Source organism: Streptomyces sp. Mut1, from assembly GCF_030719295.1.
In the GTDB taxonomy this organism is placed as follows: domain Bacteria; phylum Actinomycetota; class Actinomycetes; order Streptomycetales; family Streptomycetaceae; genus Streptomyces; species Streptomyces castrisilvae.
Window position 1 is genome coordinate 255,668 of sequence record NZ_CP120997.1, and the last position, 20,606, is coordinate 276,273.

The 20,606-nt window shown below is 72.3% G+C and carries 18 protein-coding genes; 6 read left to right on the plus strand and 12 right to left on the minus strand.

Features of this window, described 5'->3' with window-relative positions:
* Positions 1-14: 14 nt before the first annotated feature.
* Complete coding sequence (locus P8A18_RS00970) at positions 15-815, minus strand: crotonase/enoyl-CoA hydratase family protein (RefSeq protein WP_371933627.1); 801 nt, start codon at positions 813-815, stop codon at positions 15-17.
* A gap of 230 nt (positions 816-1,045) precedes the next feature.
* Between P8A18_RS00970 and P8A18_RS00975 the strand changes: the two genes are divergently transcribed.
* From P8A18_RS00975 to P8A18_RS00985, 3 genes are all read left to right on the plus strand, one after another.
* The gene (locus tag P8A18_RS00975; protein ID WP_306050804.1) at positions 1,046-2,674 is read left to right on the plus strand and encodes an acyl-CoA synthetase; all 1,629 of its coding nucleotides are present in this window, start codon (positions 1,046-1,048) and stop codon (positions 2,672-2,674) included.
* 159 nt (positions 2,675-2,833) lie between these two features.
* Complete coding sequence (locus P8A18_RS00980) at positions 2,834-3,907, plus strand: right-handed parallel beta-helix repeat-containing protein (RefSeq protein WP_306050807.1); 1,074 nt, start codon at positions 2,834-2,836, stop codon at positions 3,905-3,907.
* A gap of 35 nt (positions 3,908-3,942) precedes the next feature.
* Positions 3,943-5,004 (plus strand): methyltransferase, encoded by a 1,062-nt coding sequence (locus tag P8A18_RS00985; RefSeq protein WP_306050809.1) that lies wholly within the window; start codon positions 3,943-3,945, stop codon positions 5,002-5,004.
* 73 nt (positions 5,005-5,077) lie between these two features.
* On the opposite strand, the gene P8A18_RS00990 is transcribed toward P8A18_RS00985, so the two are convergent.
* From P8A18_RS00990 to P8A18_RS01020, 7 genes are all read right to left on the minus strand, one after another.
* Positions 5,078-5,410 carry a TcmI family type II polyketide cyclase gene (locus P8A18_RS00990; protein WP_306050811.1) on the minus strand — a complete coding sequence of 111 codons (333 nt, stop codon included), beginning with the start codon at positions 5,408-5,410 and terminating at the stop codon, positions 5,078-5,080.
* Between the two features lie 73 nt (positions 5,411-5,483).
* Entirely contained in the window at positions 5,484-5,963 is a 480-nt protein-coding gene (locus P8A18_RS00995) for an SRPBCC family protein (RefSeq protein ID WP_306050813.1), read from the minus strand.
* 1 nt (position 5,964) lies between these two features.
* Positions 5,965-6,222, minus strand: a complete 258-nt coding sequence (locus P8A18_RS01000) for an acyl carrier protein (protein WP_018550722.1) — start codon at positions 6,220-6,222, stop codon at positions 5,965-5,967.
* A gap of 35 nt (positions 6,223-6,257) precedes the next feature.
* Positions 6,258-7,496 carry a beta-ketoacyl synthase N-terminal-like domain-containing protein gene (locus tag P8A18_RS01005; RefSeq protein WP_306050816.1) on the minus strand — a complete coding sequence of 413 codons (1,239 nt, stop codon included), beginning with the start codon at positions 7,494-7,496 and terminating at the stop codon, positions 6,258-6,260.
* Entirely contained in the window at positions 7,493-8,761 is a 1,269-nt protein-coding gene (locus P8A18_RS01010) for a beta-ketoacyl-[acyl-carrier-protein] synthase family protein (RefSeq protein WP_306050818.1), read from the minus strand. Before P8A18_RS01010 ends, P8A18_RS01005 begins: the two co-directional genes overlap by 4 nt.
* Positions 8,758-9,192 (minus strand): cupin domain-containing protein, encoded by a 435-nt coding sequence (locus P8A18_RS01015; RefSeq protein ID WP_018550719.1) that lies wholly within the window; start codon positions 9,190-9,192, stop codon positions 8,758-8,760. The genes P8A18_RS01010 and P8A18_RS01015 overlap by 4 nt, the downstream gene beginning before the upstream one ends.
* Before the next feature lie 76 nt (positions 9,193-9,268).
* Positions 9,269-10,390 carry a SchA/CurD-like domain-containing protein gene (locus tag P8A18_RS01020; RefSeq protein ID WP_306050819.1) on the minus strand — a complete coding sequence of 374 codons (1,122 nt, stop codon included), beginning with the start codon at positions 10,388-10,390 and terminating at the stop codon, positions 9,269-9,271.
* A gap of 285 nt (positions 10,391-10,675) precedes the next feature.
* On the opposite strand from P8A18_RS01020, the gene P8A18_RS01025 reads away from it, so the two are divergent.
* Positions 10,676-12,310, plus strand: coding sequence for an FAD-dependent oxidoreductase (locus P8A18_RS01025; RefSeq protein ID WP_306050821.1), 1,635 nt, complete (start codon positions 10,676-10,678; stop codon positions 12,308-12,310).
* Positions 12,311-12,330: 20 nt separating this feature from the next.
* Here the strand turns inward: P8A18_RS01025 and P8A18_RS01030 are convergent, their stop codons facing one another.
* Positions 12,331-13,851: an alpha/beta fold hydrolase gene (locus P8A18_RS01030; RefSeq protein WP_306050823.1), complete on the minus strand. Its 1,521-nt coding sequence runs from the start codon at positions 13,849-13,851 to the stop codon at positions 12,331-12,333.
* Between the two features lie 182 nt (positions 13,852-14,033).
* Between P8A18_RS01030 and paaK the strand changes: the two genes are divergently transcribed.
* Both paaK and P8A18_RS01040 read left to right on the plus strand, forming a co-directional pair.
* Entirely contained in the window at positions 14,034-15,329 is a 1,296-nt protein-coding gene (gene paaK, locus P8A18_RS01035) for a phenylacetate--CoA ligase PaaK (protein WP_306050826.1), read from the plus strand.
* Positions 15,330-15,500: 171 nt separating this feature from the next.
* The gene (locus P8A18_RS01040) at positions 15,501-16,292 is read left to right on the plus strand and encodes an SAM-dependent methyltransferase (protein ID WP_306050828.1); all 792 of its coding nucleotides are present in this window, start codon (positions 15,501-15,503) and stop codon (positions 16,290-16,292) included.
* On the opposite strand, the gene P8A18_RS01045 is transcribed toward P8A18_RS01040, so the two are convergent.
* The 3 genes from P8A18_RS01045 to P8A18_RS01055 all read right to left on the minus strand — a co-directional run bounded on the left by P8A18_RS01045 (position 16,289) and on the right by P8A18_RS01055 (position 20,525).
* Positions 16,289-17,800 (minus strand): acyl-CoA synthetase, encoded by a 1,512-nt coding sequence (locus P8A18_RS01045; protein WP_306050830.1) that lies wholly within the window; start codon positions 17,798-17,800, stop codon positions 16,289-16,291. The genes P8A18_RS01040 and P8A18_RS01045 overlap by 4 nt on opposite strands.
* 77 nt (positions 17,801-17,877) lie before the next feature.
* Positions 17,878-19,419, minus strand: a complete 1,542-nt coding sequence (locus P8A18_RS01050) for an acyl-CoA synthetase (RefSeq protein ID WP_306050831.1) — start codon at positions 19,417-19,419, stop codon at positions 17,878-17,880.
* Complete coding sequence (locus P8A18_RS01055) at positions 19,416-20,525, minus strand: NAD(P)H-dependent flavin oxidoreductase (protein ID WP_306050833.1); 1,110 nt, start codon at positions 20,523-20,525, stop codon at positions 19,416-19,418. Before P8A18_RS01055 ends, P8A18_RS01050 begins: the two co-directional genes overlap by 4 nt.
* Between the last annotated feature and the right edge of the window lie 81 nt (positions 20,526-20,606).

Sequence of the window (20,606 nt, forward strand, 5' to 3'; positions counted from 1 at the left end):
GTTGCCTCCTGGTTTCAGAGCCGCCGGTAGACGGGCGGGCGCTTCTCGGCGAAGGCGCGGGCGCCCTCCTTGGCGTCGGCGGTGGCGAAGACGGGCCGGCCGCGCTTCAGTTCGGCGGCGAGGCCCTCCGTCTCGGTCATCTCGGCCGTCTCGTACACCGACGCCTTGACCTCCTCGACGGCGAGCGGGCCGCAGGCGTTGATCTGTTCGGCGACGGCGAGGGCGGCGTCCAGGGCGGTGCCGTCGGGGACGACGCGGCCGATCAGCCCGATCGCGGCTGCCTCGCCGGCGCTGTAGGGGCGGCCGGTGAGCAGCATTTCGAGGGCGTGGGTGCGGGCGATCTGGCGGGGCAGCCGGACGGTCGAGCCGCCGATGGGGAAGAGGCCGCGGCGGACCTCGAAGAGGCCGAAGACGGCGTTCTCGCCGGCGATGCGGATGTCGGTGCCCTGGAGGATCTCGGTGCCGCCGGCGACGCAGTGGCCCTCGACGGCGGCGATGACGGGTTTGCGCGGGCGGTGGTGGCGCAGCATGGCCTTCCAGTGCAGGTCGGGGTCGGCCTTCATCCGGTCCCGGTAGCGCTCGCCCGCCATGCCGTCTCCGGCGAGCGCCTTGAGGTCCATACCGGCACAGAAGCAGCCGCCCGCGCCGGTGAGGACGACGGAGCGGATCTCGTCGTCCTCGTCCGCCGCGAGCCAGCCGTCGTGGAGCCCGACGAGCATCGGCAATGAGAGCGCGTTCTTGCTCTCGGGCCTGTTCAGGGTGAGCACGAGTGTGGCGCCTTCGCGCCGCACGGTGAGGTGTTCCGTACCGGCCATGGTTCGTCTCCCGTCTCGGGGCTGGGCCCTGTCCTCGAAGTCCCGCCCGGCCCGCGGGCGTACGACGCGGCTTCGCGGACACGGCCCAGAACAGGTTGCAGTAGACGGGTGGGCAGTTCAATAGTTTTCTGACAGTCAGTCAGTTTTCTTGGCCGGACCCCCTTCCCACTTGTGCCGGTCGGCGCTCTAATGACCGCCGGGTCACTCAGCAGCCGGGGTCAGGAGGAACGGTGGAGTACAACCTTGCCGACCTGTTCGAGTCGGTGGTCGACGCCGTCCCGGACCGCGAGGCGCTCGTCCACGTCGGCCACCCCGGTACGGGTGCCGAGCGCAGGCTCACCTACGCACAGCTCGACGCCGCCGCGAACCGGATCGCCCATCACCTGGTCACCACCGGCATCGCCCCGGGCGAGCATCTGGGGCTGCACCTGTACAACGGCGTCGAGTACCTCCAGACGGTGCTGGCCTGCCTGAAGGCGCGCATCGTCCCGGTCAACGTCAACTACCGGTACGTGGAGGAGGAGTTGGTCTACCTCTACCGCGACGCCGATCTGGCCGCGCTGGTCTACGACGGCGAGTTCGAGGAGCGCGTCGCGGCCGCCGCCCCGCAGGCTCCGGCCCTGCGCCACCTGGTGCGGGTGGGCCCGCCGGCCGGGGCCGGGGCCGCCACGGACGCCGTCGCGTTCACCGCCGCCGAGGCGTCCGGGGACCCCGGACGCGGTTTCGGGCCCCGGTCGGCGGACGACCGGTTCATCATCTACACCGGCGGCACCACGGGCATGCCCAAGGGGGTGATGTGGCGCCAGGAGGACCTGTTCTTCTCCGGGCTGGGCGGCGGCGCGCCGACCGGCGAGCCGGTGAAGCGGCCCGAGGAGCTGGCCGAGCGGGTGGCGGCCGGCGGGGAGGGCATCACCTTCTTCCCCACTCCCCCGCTGATGCACGGCACCTCGACGCTCACCGCGTTCATCGCCTTCGGCTTCGGGCAGCGGGTCGTGCTGCACCGCAAGTTCGTGCCGCACGAGGTGCTCCGTACGATCGAGAAGGAGAAGGTGACCAGCGTGTCGCTGGTCGGCGACGCGATGCTGCGGCCGCTGATCGACGCGTTGAAGGGCCCCATGAAGGGCACCGACTGCTCGGCGCTGTTCTCGGTCTCCAGCTCGGGCGCGATCATGTCGGACTCGGTGCGGGCGGAATTCCAGGCGCTGGTCCCCCATGTGATGCTGCTGAACAACTTCGGCTCCTCCGAGTCCGGCTTCAACGGCACCGCGACCGACGACTCCGGTCCGGACAACGGCTTCCGGCTGCGGGTCAACTCCCGTACGACGGTGGTCGACCCGGCGACGCACGAGCCGGTGGCCCCCGGCGAGCCCGGCCGGATCGCGCAGCGCGGCCACGTGCCGCTCGGCTACTACAACGACCCGGACAAGACGGCGCAGACGTTCTTCCGCAGGGGCGAGGAGCGGTGGGTGCTGCTCGGGGACATGGCGACCGTCGACGCCGAGGGCATCGTCACGGTGCTGGGCCGGGGTTCGCAGTGCATCAACACCGGGGGCGAGAAGGTGTATCCGGAGGAGGTCGAGCAGGCGCTCAAGGCCCATCCGGACGTGTACGACGCGCTGGTCGCGGGCGCCCCCGACGCGCGCTGGGGCAACCGGGTCGCGGCGGTGGTGCAGGTACGGGAGGGGGCCGGGGCGCTCTCGCTCGACGACGTACAGGCGCACTGCCGCACCCGGCTGGCCGGGTACAAGATCCCCCGGCACCTGGTGATCGCCCCGCGGATCCGGCGCTCCCCCAGCGGCAAGGCGGACTACCGGTGGGCCCGCTCCGTGCTCACCACCGCCCGTTCGGCCGAGGACTGAGGCGGGCGCGGGCGGGCGGGCCCGGGTCACCCGAGTGGACGGTCCGGGGCCCGCGGCCGAGGCGGGGGCGGGCCCGGGGCGTGAGCCATTCGGGCACGCCCCGCGTCCAACCGCTTACCGTACGTGGCACGCGAGGGGGATCGCCCATAGCTTCGGCTCATGAGGAAACGACACATCACACGCCTCGTGAGCATCGCAGCCGCATCGGCCGCCGGACTGGGCGCGGCGGCACCGGCCGTCCCGGCCGCCGCGGCGGGCGGTCACGTGGTGGCGCCGGGGCAGTCCATCCAGGCGGCGGTGGACGCCGCGCGGCCCGGGGACACCATCGTCGTCCGGCCCGGCACCTACCGCGAGAGCGTGGTGATCACCAAGCCCGGTCTGACCCTGCGGGGCTACGGGGACCGGACCGTCATCACGCCCGCCGCCGGCCGGGCGGAGCAGGACAACGCCTGTGCGCGGGCGGGGAACGGCATCTGCGTCCTGGGTACGGCGAAGGGCACCGTCGACGGCGTGTCCGTGAGGTCCCTGCGTGTCACCGGGTTCGCCCGCAGCGGCGTCTGGGCCTCCTGGACGGACCGGCTGGACGTCCGGGCGGTGACCGCCGACGCCAACGGCGTCTGGGGCATCGCCGAGCAGCGCTCCACCCGCTCCGACATCCGGGACAGCACCGCCCGCTCCAACGGTGACGCGGGCATCTTCGTCGCCAACAGCGTCGACGAGGAGGGCGGGGCCACCGACACCGGCGGCACCCGGGTCCGGGGCAACACCCTGACCGACAACCGCATCGGGTTCACCGCGCGGCGGGTGCGCAATCTGTCGGTGCGCGACAACACCTTCACCGCCAACTGCAGCGGCGTGTTCGTCGTGGGCGACGAGGGGACCCCGCAGGCCGGCGCCATGAGTCTGCGCTCCAACCGGATCACCGGGAACAACAAGTTCTGCGCCGCCACGGACCGGCTGCCCGCGATCCAGGGTTCCGGGATCGTCCTGACCGGCGCCGAGTCCACCGAGGTGCGGTCCAACGTGATCCGCGACAACGTGGGCGAGACACCGCTGTCCGGCGGCGTCGTGCTCTTCAAGAGCTTCGTGGGCGCGAAGAACACCGACAACACCGTCAGCGGCAACGTGGTCCTCGGCAACCGGCCGGCGGACCTGGCCGACCGGGACACCGGCACGGGCAACCGGTTCACCGGCAATGTCTGCACGACCTCCGCACCGGCCGGAATGTGCTGACCGGTGTCCCCCCGTACGAGGAGAAGCGAGACGGCATGACCACCGTGAGCACCACCCCCGGCACCACTCCCGTCCAGCCCCTTCCCACCCCGCAGCCCGCCATGCGGCTGCGCGAGATCGTGTTCGGCGCGGCCAGGTCCGCCGCCGTGCGCGCCGCCGCCCGGCTGGGTGTCGCCGACGCACTGGGCGAGACGCCCGAGACCGTGGAGCGGCTCGCGGCGGCGGTGAACACCGAGGCCGGGCCGCTGCGGCGGCTCCTGCGGGCGCTGGCCTGCTACGGCGTCTTCACGGAGCACGCCGACGGCACCTTCGCGCACACCGACATGTCCCGGCTGCTGCGGGAGGACGACCCGGACAGCCTGCGGGCCATCTCGCTGTGGTGCACGGAGCCCTGGACGTGGGAGGTCTGGCCCCGGCTGGAGGACGCGGTCCGCTCCGGCGGCAACGTCTTCGAGGAGACGTTCGGCAAGGAGTTCTTCGACTACCTGCACCAGGATGCCCACGAGTCGGCCCAGGTGTTCAACCGGGCGATGACCACCTCCAGCGTGCAGTCGGCGCTGGATGTCGCCGCCCTGCTCGACCTCACGGGTGTCTCGGTGGTCGCCGACATCGGCGGCGGCCAGGGGCACGTGCTGGCGAGCCTGCTGGAGAAGCACCCGTCGGTCAGCGGCACCCTGATGGACCTGCCGGGGGTGATCCTCCGGGCCGACCAGCGGCTGCGGGAGGACGGCGCCCTGGCCGGGCGGGCGACCATCGTGGCCGGGGACTGCCGCGAGGGCATCCCGGTGGCCGCCGACCTCTACATCATCAAGAACATCCTGGAGTGGGACGACGACAGCACCCGCCGGGCGCTGCGCTCCGTCGTCGCGGCGGCCCGTCCGGGCGCCCGGGTCGTGGTCATCGAGAACCTCGTCGACGACACCCCCTCGATGCGGTTCACCACCGCCATGGACCTGCTGCTGCTCCTGAACGTGGGCGGCGCCAAGCACACCCGGCAGAGCCTGGTGGACCGGCTGTCCGAGGCGGGGCTGCGGATCGGCCAGATCCGGCCGGTCAACCCGTATCTCCACGCGTTCGAGTGCGTGGTGCCGGACTGAGCCCCTCCGCCGGGCGGATACGCGAACCGCCCCGGTTCCGGCTTGCGGCCGGGACCGGGGCGGTCGTCGTCGGTCACGCGGTGGTGTCGCGCTCCCAGCGGTAGAACTCCTGGGCCATCGCGTCCTTCGGCCCCCGCCAGGTCTGCGGGTCGTAGGGGCTGACGAAGGCGGTGAGCCGTTCGCTGATGTCCCTGAACCGCGGGTGCTCGGTGACCTTGGCGATCTCCGGGCCCGGCGGGCGCTCGGACTCGATCATGTGCAGGTAGACGTCACCGAACTGGAACAGCTTGCGCCGGGTGACGCCGACCAGGTGCGGCAGTTCACTGCTGTCGGACGCGGCGAACAGCTCCGCGATGTCCGGGGCCGAACCCGGCGCCATCCGGGCGACGATCAGAGCGTGGTGCATCGGGCGGTGCCTCTCTGGTACCCCGGACCGGGACCCGGCCGGGAGGCCGGGTGGGCCGGCCTGCGACGGTGGGTCAGTTGGCCGGGACGGCCGCGGAGCGGCTCTCGCGGTCACGCTGCTCGATCCTGTCCCGGATCAGCGCCATCTGGACCTTGGAGTTCCGGTTGATGTTGTCGGTCATCCAGGCGTCGTCGACCGGCGCGTCGGGGCGCATCGCGAAGTCCTGCGTCCAGTGCATGCGGGTGCCGCCGGGCACCTCGGAGTACTCCCACCGGATGTCCATGTGCTGGAACGGTCCGGGCTCGACGCGGCGGGCCCGCACGGTGCGCCCGGGGCGGTCGGTGGTGCGCTCGGAGACCCAGCTCCACACCTTGCCGTTCTCGTCGGGCTTCATCGTCAGACGGAAGGTGGTGCGCTCCCCGTCCCGCTCCATTACGTCGACCGCGGCGTACTCGCTGAACAGGCGGGGCCAGTTCTCCAGGTCGTTCGTCATGTCCCAGACGAGGTCCAGGGGGGCGGCGATGACGATCTCGTTCTCGGTGTGTCCGGACACGTCAGGCTCCTGTCATGAGGCTGTTGTTGACGAGGTCGAGGAACTCGCGGGGCGTCTTGCAACGGTCCGCGTCGGCCGGCAGCGGCTGCCCGTGCCGGTTCTCCAGTACGCCGACGATGCCGAGCAGGCCCAGGGAGTCGAGGCCGAACTCGTCGAAGGGGGTGCCGGAGCGGTTCTCCATCTCCCGGGGGTCGACGGAGAGCCCGGCGCCCTTCTTCATCAGGGCGGCGAGTTCTTCGTACGTCAGTCGGTCGGTCATGAGGGACTTCTCCTTCTCACGAGGGTGGTCGGGGCTCACGCGGGGCGGCGCAGCACCATCGCCGCGTTCGATCCCATGAGGCCGCGGCTGAGCACGAGCGCCGTGCGCAGTTCGGCGGTGCGGGCGCGTCCGGTGACGACGTCGAGGTCGTGGCAGACCTCGAAGACGTTGGGTGTGGGCGGGACGAGGCCGTTTTCCATGGACAGGACGGCGGCCGCCGCGTCCAGGACGGGGGCCCCGCAGTAGGCGCGGCCGGTGCCGGTCTTGGGGGCGGTCACCGGGACGCGCCGGCTGTGCGGGCCGAGGGCGTCGGCCAGGGCCAGCGCCTCGGCCCGGTCGGCGGCAGGTGAGCCGAGCGCGTCCGCGAAGACCACGTCGACCTCCTCGGGGGCGCAGCCGGCTTCCCGCAGCGCGCCCTCGATGGCGTGGGCGAGGCCCGCGCGGGACTCCTCCCAGTGCGCCGCGGTGGTGAAGGTGGCGGCGTGGCCCGCGATCTCGGCCCTGATCCGGGCGCCGCGCTCGCGCGCCGTCGTCTCCTCCTCGACCACGAACATCGCGCCGCCCTCGGCGGGCACGAATCCGCAGGCGTCCGCGGTGAACGGGCGGTAGGCGCGGGTCGGGTCCTCGCAGGCGCTCAGGTCGCGGTAGCCGAGCTGGCAGACCACGGAGTAGGGCGCGAGCGGGGCCTCGGCCGCACCGACCACCACGGCGTCGGTGCCGCGCCGGACGGACCGGTCGGCGTGTGCCAGTGCGTCGAGGCCGCCCGCCTCGTCGCTGGCCACCACCGCGCACGGCCCCTTGAAGCCGCCGCGGATGGAGATCTGCCCGGTGCTCGCCGCGTAGAACCAGGCGATCGACTGGTAGGGGCCGACGTACGTGGAGCCCTGGCCCCAGAGCCGTTGCAGTTCGCGCTGGCCGAACTCGCCGCCGCCGGAGCCGGCCGCCGTGACCACGCCCACGCCGAACGGCCGGTCCTCGTAGTCGGCGCGGCCCAGCCGGGCGTCGTCCAGGGCCATGTCGGCGGCGGCCATCGCGAAGTGCGTGAACCGGTCGGTCTGGACGAGGTAGCGCTCCTCGATGAGCGCGACCGGGTCGAAACCGCGGACCTCGCCGGCGATGTGCAGCGGCAGGTTCTCGCACCCTTCGCGGGTGACCCGGTCCAGGACGCTCATGCCTTCCTGCGTCCGCTTCCAGAAGGCTTCGGTGCTCGTGCCGTTGGGTGCGACGACGCCGATGCCGGTGACAACGGTGCGCCGGGCCTCTCGCGTGCTCATGGTGTCCTCCCACCGGTTCGGGTCAGGGCCACCGCGGACTGGAAGCCGCCGAATCCGCTGCCCACCGACAGGACGCTGCGCAGCTTCAGGGGGCGGGCGGTGCGCGGCACGTAGTCGAGGTCGCACTCGGGGTCCGGGGACTCGTAGTTCGCCGTCGGCGGCACCGTCTGGTTGACCAGGGCCAGGACGCAGGCGGCGATCTCTATCGCCCCGATCGCGCCGAGGGAGTGGCCCACCATCGACTTGATGGAGCTCATCGGCACCTTGTGGGCGTGCGCACCGAGCGCCCGCTTCACCGCGGCGGTCTCGTGCCGGTCGTTCTGCTTGGTGCCGGAGCCGTGCGCGTTGACGTAGTCGATGTCCTGCGGGGCGATCCGGGCGTGGCCGAGCGCCCGGTCGATGGCCTCGGCCATCTCCAGGCCCTCGGGGGTCAGCCCGGTCATGTGGTACGCGTTGCCGAAGGTGGCGTAGCCCGCGATCTCGCAGTACACCGTCGCCCCGCGGGCGCGGGCGTGTTCCAGCTCCTCCAGGACGAGGACGGCCCCGCCCTCGCCCATCACGAAGCCGTCGCGGCGCGAGTCGAAGGGCCGGGAGGCGTGCTCCGGGTCCTCGTTGTTGGGCGAGGTCGCCTTGATCGCGTCGAAGCAGGCGACCGTGATCGGGGTGATCGGCGAGTCGGAGGCGCCCGCGATACAGACGTCGACCCGGCCCTCCTCGATGGAGTGGAAGGCGTAGCCGATGGCGTCGAGTCCGGAGGTGCAGCCGGTGGAGACGGTCTGCACGGGGCCGTGCGCGCCGACCTGCTCGGCCACGGCCGAGGCCAGTGAGCTGGGTGAGAAGGCGCGTTCCAGGTGGTTTCCGGCCCGGCGGTGGTCGACGTCCCAGCGCGCCCCGCTCTCGCTGACGGCGACGTAGTCGTGCTCCAGCCGGGTGGTTCCGCCGACGGCCGTGCCGAGGGAGACGCCCATCCGCCAGGGGTCGGTCCGCTCGGTGTCGAGACCGGCGTCGGCCAGTGCCTCGCGGGCGGCGACCATCGCGAACTGCACGTACCGGTCCGCGCGGGCGGTCTCCTCGTCGTCCAGTCCGTGGGCGGCCGGGTCGAAGTCGCACTCGGCGGCGATCCGGGAGCGGAAGCCCGCCGGGTCGAAGAGGGTGATGCCCCGGGTCGCGGTGCGGCCGTTGGAGAGGAGGTCCCAGAAGGCGGGGGTCCCGATGGAGCCCGGGGCGACGACGCCGACTCCGGTGACCGCCACGCGCCGGGTCATGAGGCGGCCTCGGTTCGTTCTGGCGGCGCGCCGCGCTCGGCGGTCTCGGTCACCTCGGTGTCGACGTGGCCGAGTTCCGGGCGGGGGGCGAGCGGTCCGAGGTGGAAGACCATGCGCGCCTCGGTGTCGCCGACGTTGCGGAAGCGGTGGCGCACGTGCGGCGGGATCAGCAGCCCCTGGTCGGGGCGCATCGCGTGCGTCTCACCGTCCAGGTCGACCTCCAGGAGCCCCTGCACGACGTAGACGAACTCCTCCGAGTACGGGTGGTAGTGCTCGCCGATGCGGTCGCCGGGCTCGACGATGGCCAGGCCCATGAAGCCGCTGGTGGCGCCCACCGCGGTCGGGGTGAGCAGGGCGCGCAGGTCGCCTCCGCGCCTGCGGTTGGGCTGGGTCTCACTGAGGTCCACGATGCGTGGCCGGTGCGTGGTCATGACTGGTTTCCTCCTGGGCGCTGGGCGCGTTGTGGTGACGGGTCGAGCGAGAGCCCCCCGGGTCCCGGTGCGCGGGTCAGGAATCCGCGGCCCGCCGGTCGGTGATCAGCCGCATCTCGGACCGGGCGAGGAAGCGTGCGGCGTCCTGGTCGGTGGCCGGCACGACGTTCGCGTCCCCGTCCAGGAGGCGGGCCAGCCTGGCCGCCTTGTCGGGACCGTGGATGCCGAGCGCCTGGGCGGGCTGCGCGTCGAGCGGGCCGCTCGCCTCCAGGAGGCGGACCACGACGTCGTCGCGCTGGAAGATGGTGCTGCTGTCGATGGGGCTGGCCGAGTCGTCGGCGGCCTCCTCGTCGTGACCGGCCAGCAGCCGGGCCAGGGCCATCCCGCAGCCCTCCTTGGCCTGGTAGAACACGGCGTGCCGGCGCAGTTCCTCGGGGGCGTGGCGGCCGGCCGAGACGTGGTGGACGGTGGGCAGGGCCGCGCGGGTGAAGAACATCCGGGCGGAGTCGGGGTCGGCGAGGTCCCGGTCCTGTTCGAGGTAGGGGTTGATGGCCTCCTCGACGGCGCGGATCTCGGGCTGGCGCGAGACGTGGCGCAGCGCGGCCATGAGGTCGCCCTCGACCTCGACGGCGCGCACCACCCGGTTGCCGTGCATGAACAGCGAGGTGCGGCGCAGCCGGGTGTGGTCGTCGACGCGCGAGCGGGGCGACTCGTAGTCGGCCAGGAGCCCGGCGACGATGTCCTCGGTGCCGGGCCTGACGGTGAAGGTGAGGGCGTGGCGTACGACGCCGTCGCCGAGGCGCGGTGAGGTCTGGAGGCCGCCCTTGAGCGGGTCGGGCACGGTCTCGAAGCCCTTGCCGGTCTCGCGCAGGACGCTGAAGCGCAGCGAACGGGTGTCGCGCACGCAGCTGTGCAGGGGCTGGACGGTGGCGACGTGCTCCTCGCTGTTGACCCAGGCGAGGAAGGGCGGCGCGCTCTCCCACTCGCTGGTGATCAGCCACTGCGAGGGGTTCTCGATGGACTGGCACAGCTGGTCGCTGATGTGTCCGGGGATGGAGGCGACCTGGTTGCGCATGTGCTCGTACGCCTCCAGGAACTGCGTCTGGGCGCCGTCGTGCAGGTCCAGCAGCAGCACGACGCGCAGCCTGGATCCGTCGAAGGCGGACTGGGAGATCCGTTCCGAGAGTGTGGTGGTCATCTTGCGAACTCCTTCGACGCTGAATGGCACTGACGCGGGGAGAGCGGGCCGGACCGGTGGGGAGCCGTCGGCTGCCGAGGGGAATCGGAACGGGGAGTCTCCCGGCGATCGCGCACGGCCCGCCCCGATGCGAGGGCGTCGTCTCCGTGACCGATCGTGAAACGCTGGTCCGCCTGACGCGAGATTTATGAACCGTTCAGGTGAGCAGGCGCCCCAAGCGCTCCGACACGGCCCGGACCCGGGCATGGACAGTGCATCTGTACGGCGTCGGAGCTGGAGCAACTGATGAACGAGAACGTCGACCTCCATGTACCGGTCCTCATCGTGGGCGGCTCGCTGGTGGGCCTGTCCGCGTCCCTTTTCCTCGGTCGGCTCGGCGTCGAGCACCTGCTGGTCGAGAAGCACGCCGCCACCTCGACCCATCCGCGCGGCCGTGGCAACAACGTCCGCACGATGGAGGTGTTCCGCAGGGCGGGTGTGGAGCCGGGGATCCGGGCGGCCGCTTCGGTGCTGGCGGAGAACCACGGGATTCTCCAGGCCGGCTCGCTGACCGGGGACGATCAGGAGTGGCTGTTCAAGCAGATCGACCCGGGCGGGACGCTGGCGCGTTTCAGCCCGACGGGCTGGTGTCTGTGCAGTCAGAACGACCTGGAGCCCGTCCTGCTGGAGCGGGCCCGGGAGCAGGGCGGTGACCTGCGGTTCTCCACCGAGATGATGTCGTTCGACCCGGACGCCTCGGGTGTGTCGGCGACGCTCAAGAACCGCGCGACGGGCGAGCACACGACGGTGCGGGCGGACTACCTGATCGCGGCGGACGGGCCGCGCAGCCCGGTCCGTGAGCAGTTGCGCATCGGCCGTTCGGGGGCCGGCGACCTGTTCCACAACGTGAGCGTCACCTTCCGTTCGCGCGCTCTGGCCGAGGTACTGGGCGACCGGCGCTTCATCGTCTGCTACCTGACCAACCCGGAGGCGGAGGGGGCGCTGCTGCCGGTGGACAACGAGCGGGAGTGGGTGTTCCACGCCCCGTGGCAGCCCGGCCGCGGCGAGACGCTGGAGGACTTCACGGACGAACGGTGCGTCCGCCACATCCGTACGGCGGTGGGCGCCCAGGACATCGATGTGGAGATCACCGGCAAGGCGCCGTGGCACGCGGCGGAGCGGGTGGCCGAGCGGTATTCACGGGGCCGGGTGTTCCTGGCCGGTGACTCGGCGCACGAGATGTCGCCCACCGGGGCGTTCGGCTCCAACACCGGCATCCAGGACGCGCACAACCTGGCGTGGAAGCTGGCCGCCGTACTGCGTGGCGAGGCGGGCCGGGGGCTGCTGGAGACGTACGGGGAGGAGCGGCTGCCGGTGGCGCGGGCGACCAGTGCGCGCGCGTCGGCCCGGTCGGAGGAGCACAGCCATCCCGGCTACGCGCCGCCGCCGTCGGTGGGCGGCGGCAAGCGGGGCGGGATGCTGAACGTGGCGCTGGGCTACCGCTACGTGCGGGGCGCGGTGCTGGGCGTCTCCCCCGAGCAGCCGGTCGTCCCCGAGGGGATGCGGCTGGCGGGCGACCCGGGCAGCAGGGCGCCGCACCTGTGGGTGCGGCGGGCCGGCGAGCGGATCTCGACCCTCGATCTGTACGAGCGCTCGTTCGTGCTGCTCACCGATGGCGCGGACACGGTGTGGCGGCGGGCCGCGGCCCGGGTCGGTGACCGGCTCGGCGTGCGGCTGGCCGCGTTCGGCATCGGGACCGGTCCTGGCGGGGACCTGGAGCCCGAGGACGGAGTGGACTGGGCGGAGGCGCACGGGACGCAGCCGGACGGCGCGGTCCTGGTACGCCCCGACGGCTTCGTCGCCTGGCGTGCCGAGGCGGGGGTCGAGGACGCCGAGGCGACGCTGCACGAAGTCCTGGCGACGCTGCTGCACCGGGACTGAGGTGGCGCCGGCCCCTTGACTCAGACACCGAACGACCGGAGAGCCGCGAGGAATTCCTCCGGTCGTTCGGTGTGTACGAGATGGCCCGCGTCGATGGTGACGAGTTCGGCGCCCGGGATCCGGCGGGCCATCCAGGCCAGGTCCTCCTGGGCGATCCGGCTCCTCGGGCCGCCGCCGATGACGAGGGTGGGGGCGGTGATGGCGCCCAGGAGTTCGCGGCCCGCCGGGTCGGGTTCGTTCAGCTGGGCGTCGGTGGACGGCACGATCGGCCAGTCGAAGTCCAGCTCCCCGCCGGGCCGTTCGGGCACCGGGCGCGGCGGGTCGAGCGGGAGGGGCGGCGGCGCCTCCTCGATGACCAGGCGGCCGATCAGTCCGGGCTGCCGCTCGGCGAGGAGATAGGCGGCCGCACCGCCCATGGAGTGCCCGACGACGGTGGCACCGGCGAGGTTGCGGGCTTCCAGGAAGCCGTGCAGGTCGTCGCGGAACAGCTCGAAGGAGTAGCGGCCGGGCCAGTCGCTGAGCCCGTGGCCGCGGAGGTCGAAGGCGTACACGCGGTGGGTGGCGGCCAGCCGGGCACCGATGTGCGTCCACGTGGTGCTGTCGCCGCACCGGCCGTGGACGAGGACGACGGGCGGGGCCGCCGGGTCGCCCCACACCCGGTAGGCGAGACGGACCCCGCCGGCCCGCACGCTGTGGACCTCGGGGTCCAGGAACGCCGTGACCGTACGGACGAACGCCCCCGGGTCGTCGATCCACGGGAAGTGCGCGGCGCCGCGCTGCACGGCGAACTCCGCGTGCGGGAAGAGCGCGGCCAGCTCGGCGGCCCGGTCGGGCGGGGTGAGGTGGTCGTACTCTCCGGCCAGGACGAGGACGGGTGCCGCCAGCTCGCGCAGGACGGGGACGGTCGCGGCCGGGTCGAAGGCGCCTTCGCCCGTATAGCGCACGGCCGCCTCGGCGTTGATCTGCGGGGGCGAAGCGGCGGCGTGTTCCCGCGCCGCAGCGTCCCAGCGCCCGTACATGAACGGCCGGGCCCCGGCGCGCAGTTCGTCCGTCAGCCGCCCCGCCCAGATCTCCTCCAGGGCCGCGCGCGCCTCCGCGTACCAGGGCTGCGCGCTGCGCAGCGCGGCCACCTCGCGGGCCTCGCGCCCGGCGAGGGGGAGGCCGGCGGCGCGTGTGGTGGGGGTGACGAGGACGAGGCTGCGCAGCCGGTCCGGGTGCCGGGCGGCGTAGAGCGCGGCGAGGTCGGCGGCCGCGGAATGAGCGAGCAGGTCGACACGTTCCAGGCCGAGGTGGACGCGCAGCGCCTCGACGTCCGCGACGAGCCGGTCGCAGCGGTAGGTGGCCGGGTCCTCGGGCGCGGCGGAGTCCCCGGTGCCCCGCAGGTCCAGGAGGACCAGCTGCCGCCGGGCGGCGAGCCCGCCGAGACTTCCGAGGTAGGCACTCGCCCGCATGGCACCGCCGGGCAGGCAGACCAGCGGGGCGCCCTCGCCCATGAGGTGGTAGGCCAGCTCGGTTCCGTCGTACGTGTGGAAGGTCGGCATGGGCCCATCCAAACAGGGCCGTCCGGGTGATGCAGCCGTGTTCGGTACGGGCGTATCCGGGTGGGCGGGCGAGATGGGTCACCCCTCTTGCCAGGCGGTGGAAGATCCTGAATTACTGCTCCCGGAGGAGTCGACCGAATGATCGGTCGTCCGCACGGTGCGCACGGAACGAGGAGGCCCGCATGACGGCTCTGCTGGACGCGGCGGAACGGATGAGCCGCGCCGGGCTGGAGGAGCTTCAGCTGGAACGGCTGCGGGCCACGCTGCGGCACGCGTACGAGAACGTCGGCCACTACCGGGCGGCGTTCGACCGGGCGGGGCTGCGGCCGGAGGACTGCCGCTCGCTCGCCGATCTGGCCCGTTTCCCGTTCACCACCAAGGCCGACCTGCGGGACAACTATCCGTTCGGGATGTTCGCGGTGCCCGAGGACCGGGTGCGCCGCGTCCACGCCTCCAGCGGGACGACGGGCCGCCCGACGGTCGTCGGCTACACGGCGAAGGACCTGGACACCTGGGCGGACGTGGTGGCCCGTTCCATCCGGGCGGCGGGCGGGCGCCCCGGACACAAGGTCCATGTGGCCTACGGGTACGGGCTGTTCACCGGCGGTCTCGGGGCCCACTACGGGGCGGAGCGGCTCGGCTGCACGGTGATTCCCGCGTCCGGTGGCATGACATCCCGTCAGGTCCAGCTGATCCAGGACTTCAGGCCCGACATCATCATGGTGACACCCTCGTACATGCTGACCATCCTCGACGAGTTCGAGCGGCAGGGTGTCGATCCCCGGTCGACCTCGCTGAAGGCGGGGATCTTCGGGGCCGAGCCGTGGACGCAGGAGATGCGGCGCGAGATCGAGGAGCGGTTCGCGATCGACGCGGTCGACATCTACGGGCTCTCGGAGGTGATGGGTCCCGGGGTGGCGCAGGAGTGCGTGGAGACGAAGGACGGGCTGCACATCTGGGAGGACCACTTCTATCCGGAGGTGGTCGACCCGTTCACCGGGGAGGTGCTGCCCGACGGGGAGAAGGGGGAGCTGGTGTTCACCTCGCTCACCAAGGAGGCCATGCCGGTGGTCCGGTACCGGACACGGGACCTGACCCGGCTGCTGCCCGGTACGGCCCGGGTGTTCCGGCGCATGGAGAAGGTCACCGGCCGCAGCGACGACCTGGTGATCCTGCGCGGGGTCAACCTCTTCCCCACCCAGATCGAGGAGATCGTGCTGCGCACGCCCGGGGTGTCGCCGCATTTCCAGCTGCGGCTGACCCGTGAAGGAAGGCTCGATGTGCTGACGGTGCGTGCGGAGGCCCGGCCGGAGGCGACACCTCGGCAGCGGGCGGAGGCCGCGGCCGCCGTCGCGGCGGCGGTCAAGGACGGGATCGGGGTGTCGGTCGGCGTCGAGATCCTCGACCCGGAGACGCTGGAGAGGTCGGTGGGCAAGTTCCGGCGGATCGTGGACGAGCGGGAACGGCCGGGAGGCTGACCGCCCCGCTCCCCTGCCCTCCCCCGGCGGTGCGGGGACAACTCCCCTGATGGGACCATGGGTTGCTGTGGCAGGATGAGGTCAAGTGGCCGTTGTTGTCCGCAGGGGAGGTGCGTGCGGCCCGCGCGCTCGCAGTGCGTGTTCTCCCCGCAGAAGACTCTGGAGCTCCCCATGACGGCAGGCCCGGCCAACACCCCGGTCGACACCAGCAGGCCGCACCCGGCCCGCGTCTACGACTACCTCCTGGGCGGCAAGGACCACTACCCCGTCGACCAGCGGCTGGGCGAGCAGATGCCGCCCGTGGCGAAGGCCGGTGTCGCGCAGAACCGGGCGTTCATGCAGCGGGCGGCCGGCTGGGCGGTGCGCTCGGGCATCGACCAGTTCCTCGACATCGGCACCGGCATCCCGACGCAGCCGAACCTCCACCAGATCGTCCAGGAGGTCAACCCGGCGGCCCGGGTCGTCTACACGGACAACGACCCGATCGTCCTGCGGCACGCCGAGGCGCTGCTCGTCAGCACCCCGGAAGGGGCCACCGACTACGTGGAAGCCGATGTGCGCGAGCCGGGGAGGATCCTCGAACACGCCCGTACCGTGCTGGACTTCGAACGGCCGGTGGCGCTGTCCCTCATCGCCCTCATGCACTTCGTCCCCGACGAGGACGACCCGTACGGCATCACGCGCGCCCTGCTGGACGCGCTGCCGGCCGGCAGCTGCCTGGTGCTCTCCCATTTCACCAGGGAATTCCTCACCGCCGACGAGGACAAGACCGACCGCTACACCTCCAGCGGGATCACCCTGCGGCCCCGTACGCGCGTGGAGGTCGCCCGGTTCTTCGAGGGGCTCGACCTGGTCGAACCGGGTCTGGTGACCGCCCCGCAGTGGCACCGGGGCACGCCCGCCCCGGAGCGCCGTGAGTTCAGCGACAGCTTCCACGTCGGGGTCGGCCTCGTCCGCGGCTAGGGCCTGTCGGCGGCGAAGCGGTCGCGCAGTTCCCTCTTGAGGATCTTGCCGCTGGCGTTGCGCGGGAGGCCGTCCACGAACAGGATCCGCTTCGGGGCCTTGAAGTGGGCGAGCCGCTCGCGGGCGTGTGCGATCAGCTCGTCCTCGGTCGCCGCCTCCCGCAGGACGACGACGGCGGTGACCGCCTCGATCCAGCGCTCGTCGGGCAGCCCGACGACGGCTGTCTCGGCGACGGCGGGGTGGGTGTAGAGGGCGTCCTCGACCTGCCGGGAGGCCACGAGGACGCCACCGGAGTTGATGACGTCCTTCACCCGGTCGACCACGGTGAAGTAGCCCTCCGCGTCCCGGACGGCCAGGTCGCCGGAGTGGAACCAGCCGTCGCGGAACGCCTCGGCGCTCTCCTCGGGCTTGTCCCAGTAGCCGCCGCACAGCTGGGGCGAGCGGTAGGCCACCTCGCCGGCGGTGCCGTCGGGGACGTCCTTGCCGTCCTCGTCGACCACCTTGGCCTCGACGAAGAGGACGGGCCGGCCGCAGGAGTCCATCCGGCCCTCGTGCTCGTCCGGTCCGAGGACGAGGGCCAGCGGGCCGATCTCGCTCTGGCCGAAGCAGTTGTAGAAGGCGAGGTCCGGCAGCCGGTCGCGGAGCCGTTCCAGCACGGGGACGGGCATGATCGACGCCCCGTAGTACGCCTTGCGCAGGCCGCCGAGGTCGCGGGCGGTGAACTCGGGGTGGTTGGCCAGGGCGATCCACACGGTGGGCGGGGCGAAGAGGCTGTCGGCCTGCCCGGACTCCACCAGATCGAAGACGCGGCCCGCGTCCGGCGCGTCGAGGACCGTGTTCTCGGCGCCCACCGCCAGATACGGCAGCAGGAAGACGTGCATCTGTGCCGAGTGGTAGAGCGGCAGCGCGTGCACGGGCCGGTCGCCGGCCCGCAGGTCGAGAGCGGTGACGGCGCTGACGTACTCGTGGACGAGGGCGCCGTGCGTCATCATCGCCCCCTTGGGGAGCGCGGTGGTCCCCGAGGTGTACAGCAGCTGGACCAGGTCGTCCGCGGCCGGCTCGTGCGTGGGGACGAAGGGGCGCGGGGTGCCGAGTTCGGCCAGCAGTGAGCCCTCGTCGTCGCGCAGCGGCCGCACGGTGAACCCGTCGGGGACCCGGGCGGCCAGGTCCGGGTCGGTGAGGACCAGGGAGCTGCCGGACTGGCCGAGGATGTACGCCAGGTCGTCGCCGGTGAGGTTCTGGTTGACCGGCACGTGGACGAGCCCGGCCCGCGCGCAGGCGAGGAAGGCGATCAGGTACACGTCGGAGTTGTGGGCGTAGGAGGCGACCCGGTCCCCCGGGCGCAGCCCGTGCCCCTCGGTCAGGGCCGCGGCCGCGGTGCCGACGGCCTCGTCGAGCTCGCGGTAGGTCCAGGTCCGTCCGGCGTACCGCAGGGCGGTGCGCTCGGGGGTGCGCCGTGCGCTGCGGGTCACGACTCCGTCGACTGTGCTGCTGCGTACACCGGTCATGGCGTGATCCTGTGCGGCCGGGGCCCGTCGGTCAAGGGTCTTGATCCCATCGGCGCCGTCGGCGGGCCCGGTGGGGGTCAGCCGTTGTCCTCCCAGTACGGTGCGCGCAGCCGGCGTTTGTAGAGCTTGCCGTTGGGGTCGCGCGGCATGGTGGTGATGAAGCCGAGGCTCCTGGGGCGTTTGTATCCGGCGAGCAGCCCGGCGCAGTGGCCGAGGATCGCGTCGGCGAGCGCGTCGTCCGCCTCGTACCCCTCGGCGGTCTCGACCACGGCCCGGACCTGCTCGCCCCAGTCGGGGTGGGGGATACCGAAGACGGCGGCGTCGGCGACGGCGGGATGGGTCAGCAGGGCGCTCTCGATCTCGGCGGGGTAGATGTTGACGCCGCCCGAGATGATCATGTCGATCTTGCGGTCGCGGAGGAAGAGGTAGCCGTCCTCGTCCAGGAGACCGAGGTCGCCGACGGTGAAGAAGTCGCCGATGCGGTTCTTCCTGGTCTTGCCCTCGTCCTTGTGGTAGCTGAAGCCTCCGGTGCTCATCTTCAGGTAGACGGTGCCCAGTTCACCCGGTCCCAGGCGGTTTCCCTCGTCGTCGAAGACGGCGAGTTCGCTGATCGGCCAGGCCCTGCCGACGGTCCCGGGCCTCTTCAGCCAGTCGTCGGCGGTGGCGAAGGCTCCGCCGCCCTCGCTCGCCGCGTAGTACTCCTCGACGCACCGGCCCCACCAGTCGATCATCGCGCGTTTGACGTGGTCGGGGCAGGGGGCGGCGCCGTGGATGGCGTGCCGCATCGCCGTCACGTCGTAGCGCGCGCGGACCCCTTCGGGCAGGGCGAGGAGGCGGTGGAACTGGGTGGGGACCATATGGGTGTGGGTGCAGCGGTGGGTGTCCATCGCGTGCAGCATGCCCTCGGGCGTCCACTTGTCCATCAGGACGAGGGGGTGGCCGATGTGCAGGGCCGCTCCGGCGAACTGGAGGACGGCGGTGTGGTAGAGCGGCGAGCAGACGAGGTGGACGTTGCCGTCGAAGGGTTTGATGCCGAAGATTCCGAGGAATCCGCCGAGGTGGCTCTCCTCGGGCAGTCTGCCGGGCAGCGGCCTGCGGATGCCGCGCGGGCGGCCGGTGGTGCCCGAGGTGTAGTTCATGACCCAGCCGAGCGTGCGGCCCTGCGGGGGTGTTGCGGGCCGGTCGGCCAGCAGTTCGGCGTACGGGCGGAATCCGTCGACGGTGCCGACCCCGTAGCGGTGGCTCGCGGGCAGCTTCGCCTCGTCGGCGGCGGCGGTCGCGGCCTCGGCGAAGCGTTCGTGGGCGATGAGCACCTTGGCGCCGGAGTCGGCGACGATCCAGGCGATCTCGGGGCCGACCAGGTGGTGGTTGACGGGAACGAGGTAGAAACCGGCCTGGGTGGCGGCCAGGTAGGCGGTGAAGAACTCGACGCCGTTGGGCAGCACCACGGCGAAGGCGTCCCCCTCCGCCAGGCCCGCCGCGCGCAGTCCGTGGACCATGCGGTTGGCCTCGGCGTGCAGCCGGCCCGCCGTCCAGTCCTCCCCGTCGGGCGCGGTCAGGACGGTGCGGCCGGGATCGGCGGTGGCCTGGGCCCAGAAGCCGTTGGGCGGCTGGTTCATGAGGCGCTCCGTCCGGCGATGCGGTTGATCCGGTCCACGGCACGTTCGAAGCCGCGGGTCAGGTCGTCGAAGACGGCCTGCACCGGGCGTTCGGTGTTCATCCGGCCGACGATCTGGCCGACCGGGGTGCCGAGCAGGGCCGGTGTCTCGTACTTCTGGATACGGGAGAGGGCCTCGGCGACCAGGAGGCCCTGGAGCGGCATGGGCAGCGTGCCGGGCCCGGCCGGGTCGTCCCAGGCGTCCGTCCACTCGGTACGCAGCTGGCGTGCGGGTTTGCCGGTCAGGGCGCGGGAGCGGACGGTGTCGCCCGAGCCGGCGGCGAGGAGCTTGGCGGTCAGCGCCCGGGAGTGCAGATCGGCCTCCTCGGTGGTGAGCCAGAGGGAGCCGAGCCAGACGCCCTGGGCGCCGAGTGCCAGTCCGGCGGCCATCTGCTCGCCGCTGCCGATACCGCCGGCCGCGAGGACAGGGAGCGGTCCGACCGCGTCGACCACGTCCGGGACGAGGACCATGGAGGCGATCTCGCCGGTGTGGCCGCCCGCCTCGTAGCCCTGGGCGACGACGATGTCGATGCCGGCGTCCGCGTGGTGGCGGGCGTGCCGGGCGCTTCCGGCGAGGGCGGCGACGCGGACGCCGCGGTCGTGGGCGCGGGCGACGACGTCGGCGGGCGGTGAACCGAGCGCGTTGGCGAGGAGTCCGATGGGGTAGTCGAAGGCCACGTCGAGCTGGTTGCGGGCGACTTCCTCCATCCAGCCCGTGATGCGCCAGCCGGATGCCTCTCCCTCGGCGAGCGCGGGCACGCCGTGTGCGGCCAGGGTCTCCTGGACGAACTGCCGGTGACCGGGCGGGATCATCGCCTCCACCTCGGCCTCGCTCACCCCCTCCACCTTCTTGGCGGGCATGACGACGTCGAGTCCGTAGGGCTTGCCGTCGGTGTGTTCCTGCATCCAGTCGAGGTCGCGTGCGAGGTCGTCGGGGGCGGTGTAGCGGACCGCGCCGAGCACACCGAATCCCCCGGCCCGGGTGATGGCCGCGGCCACCGCGGGGAACGGCGTGAAGCCGAAGATGGCGTGCTCGATCCCCAGTTGTTGGCTCAGCTCCGTCTCCATGGGCGGCAGGATGCCGCAGTACGGCGACCGAGGGAAGAGATTTTCTGATGCAGTGTCAGATTCTTTGTGGCTCCGGCCCCT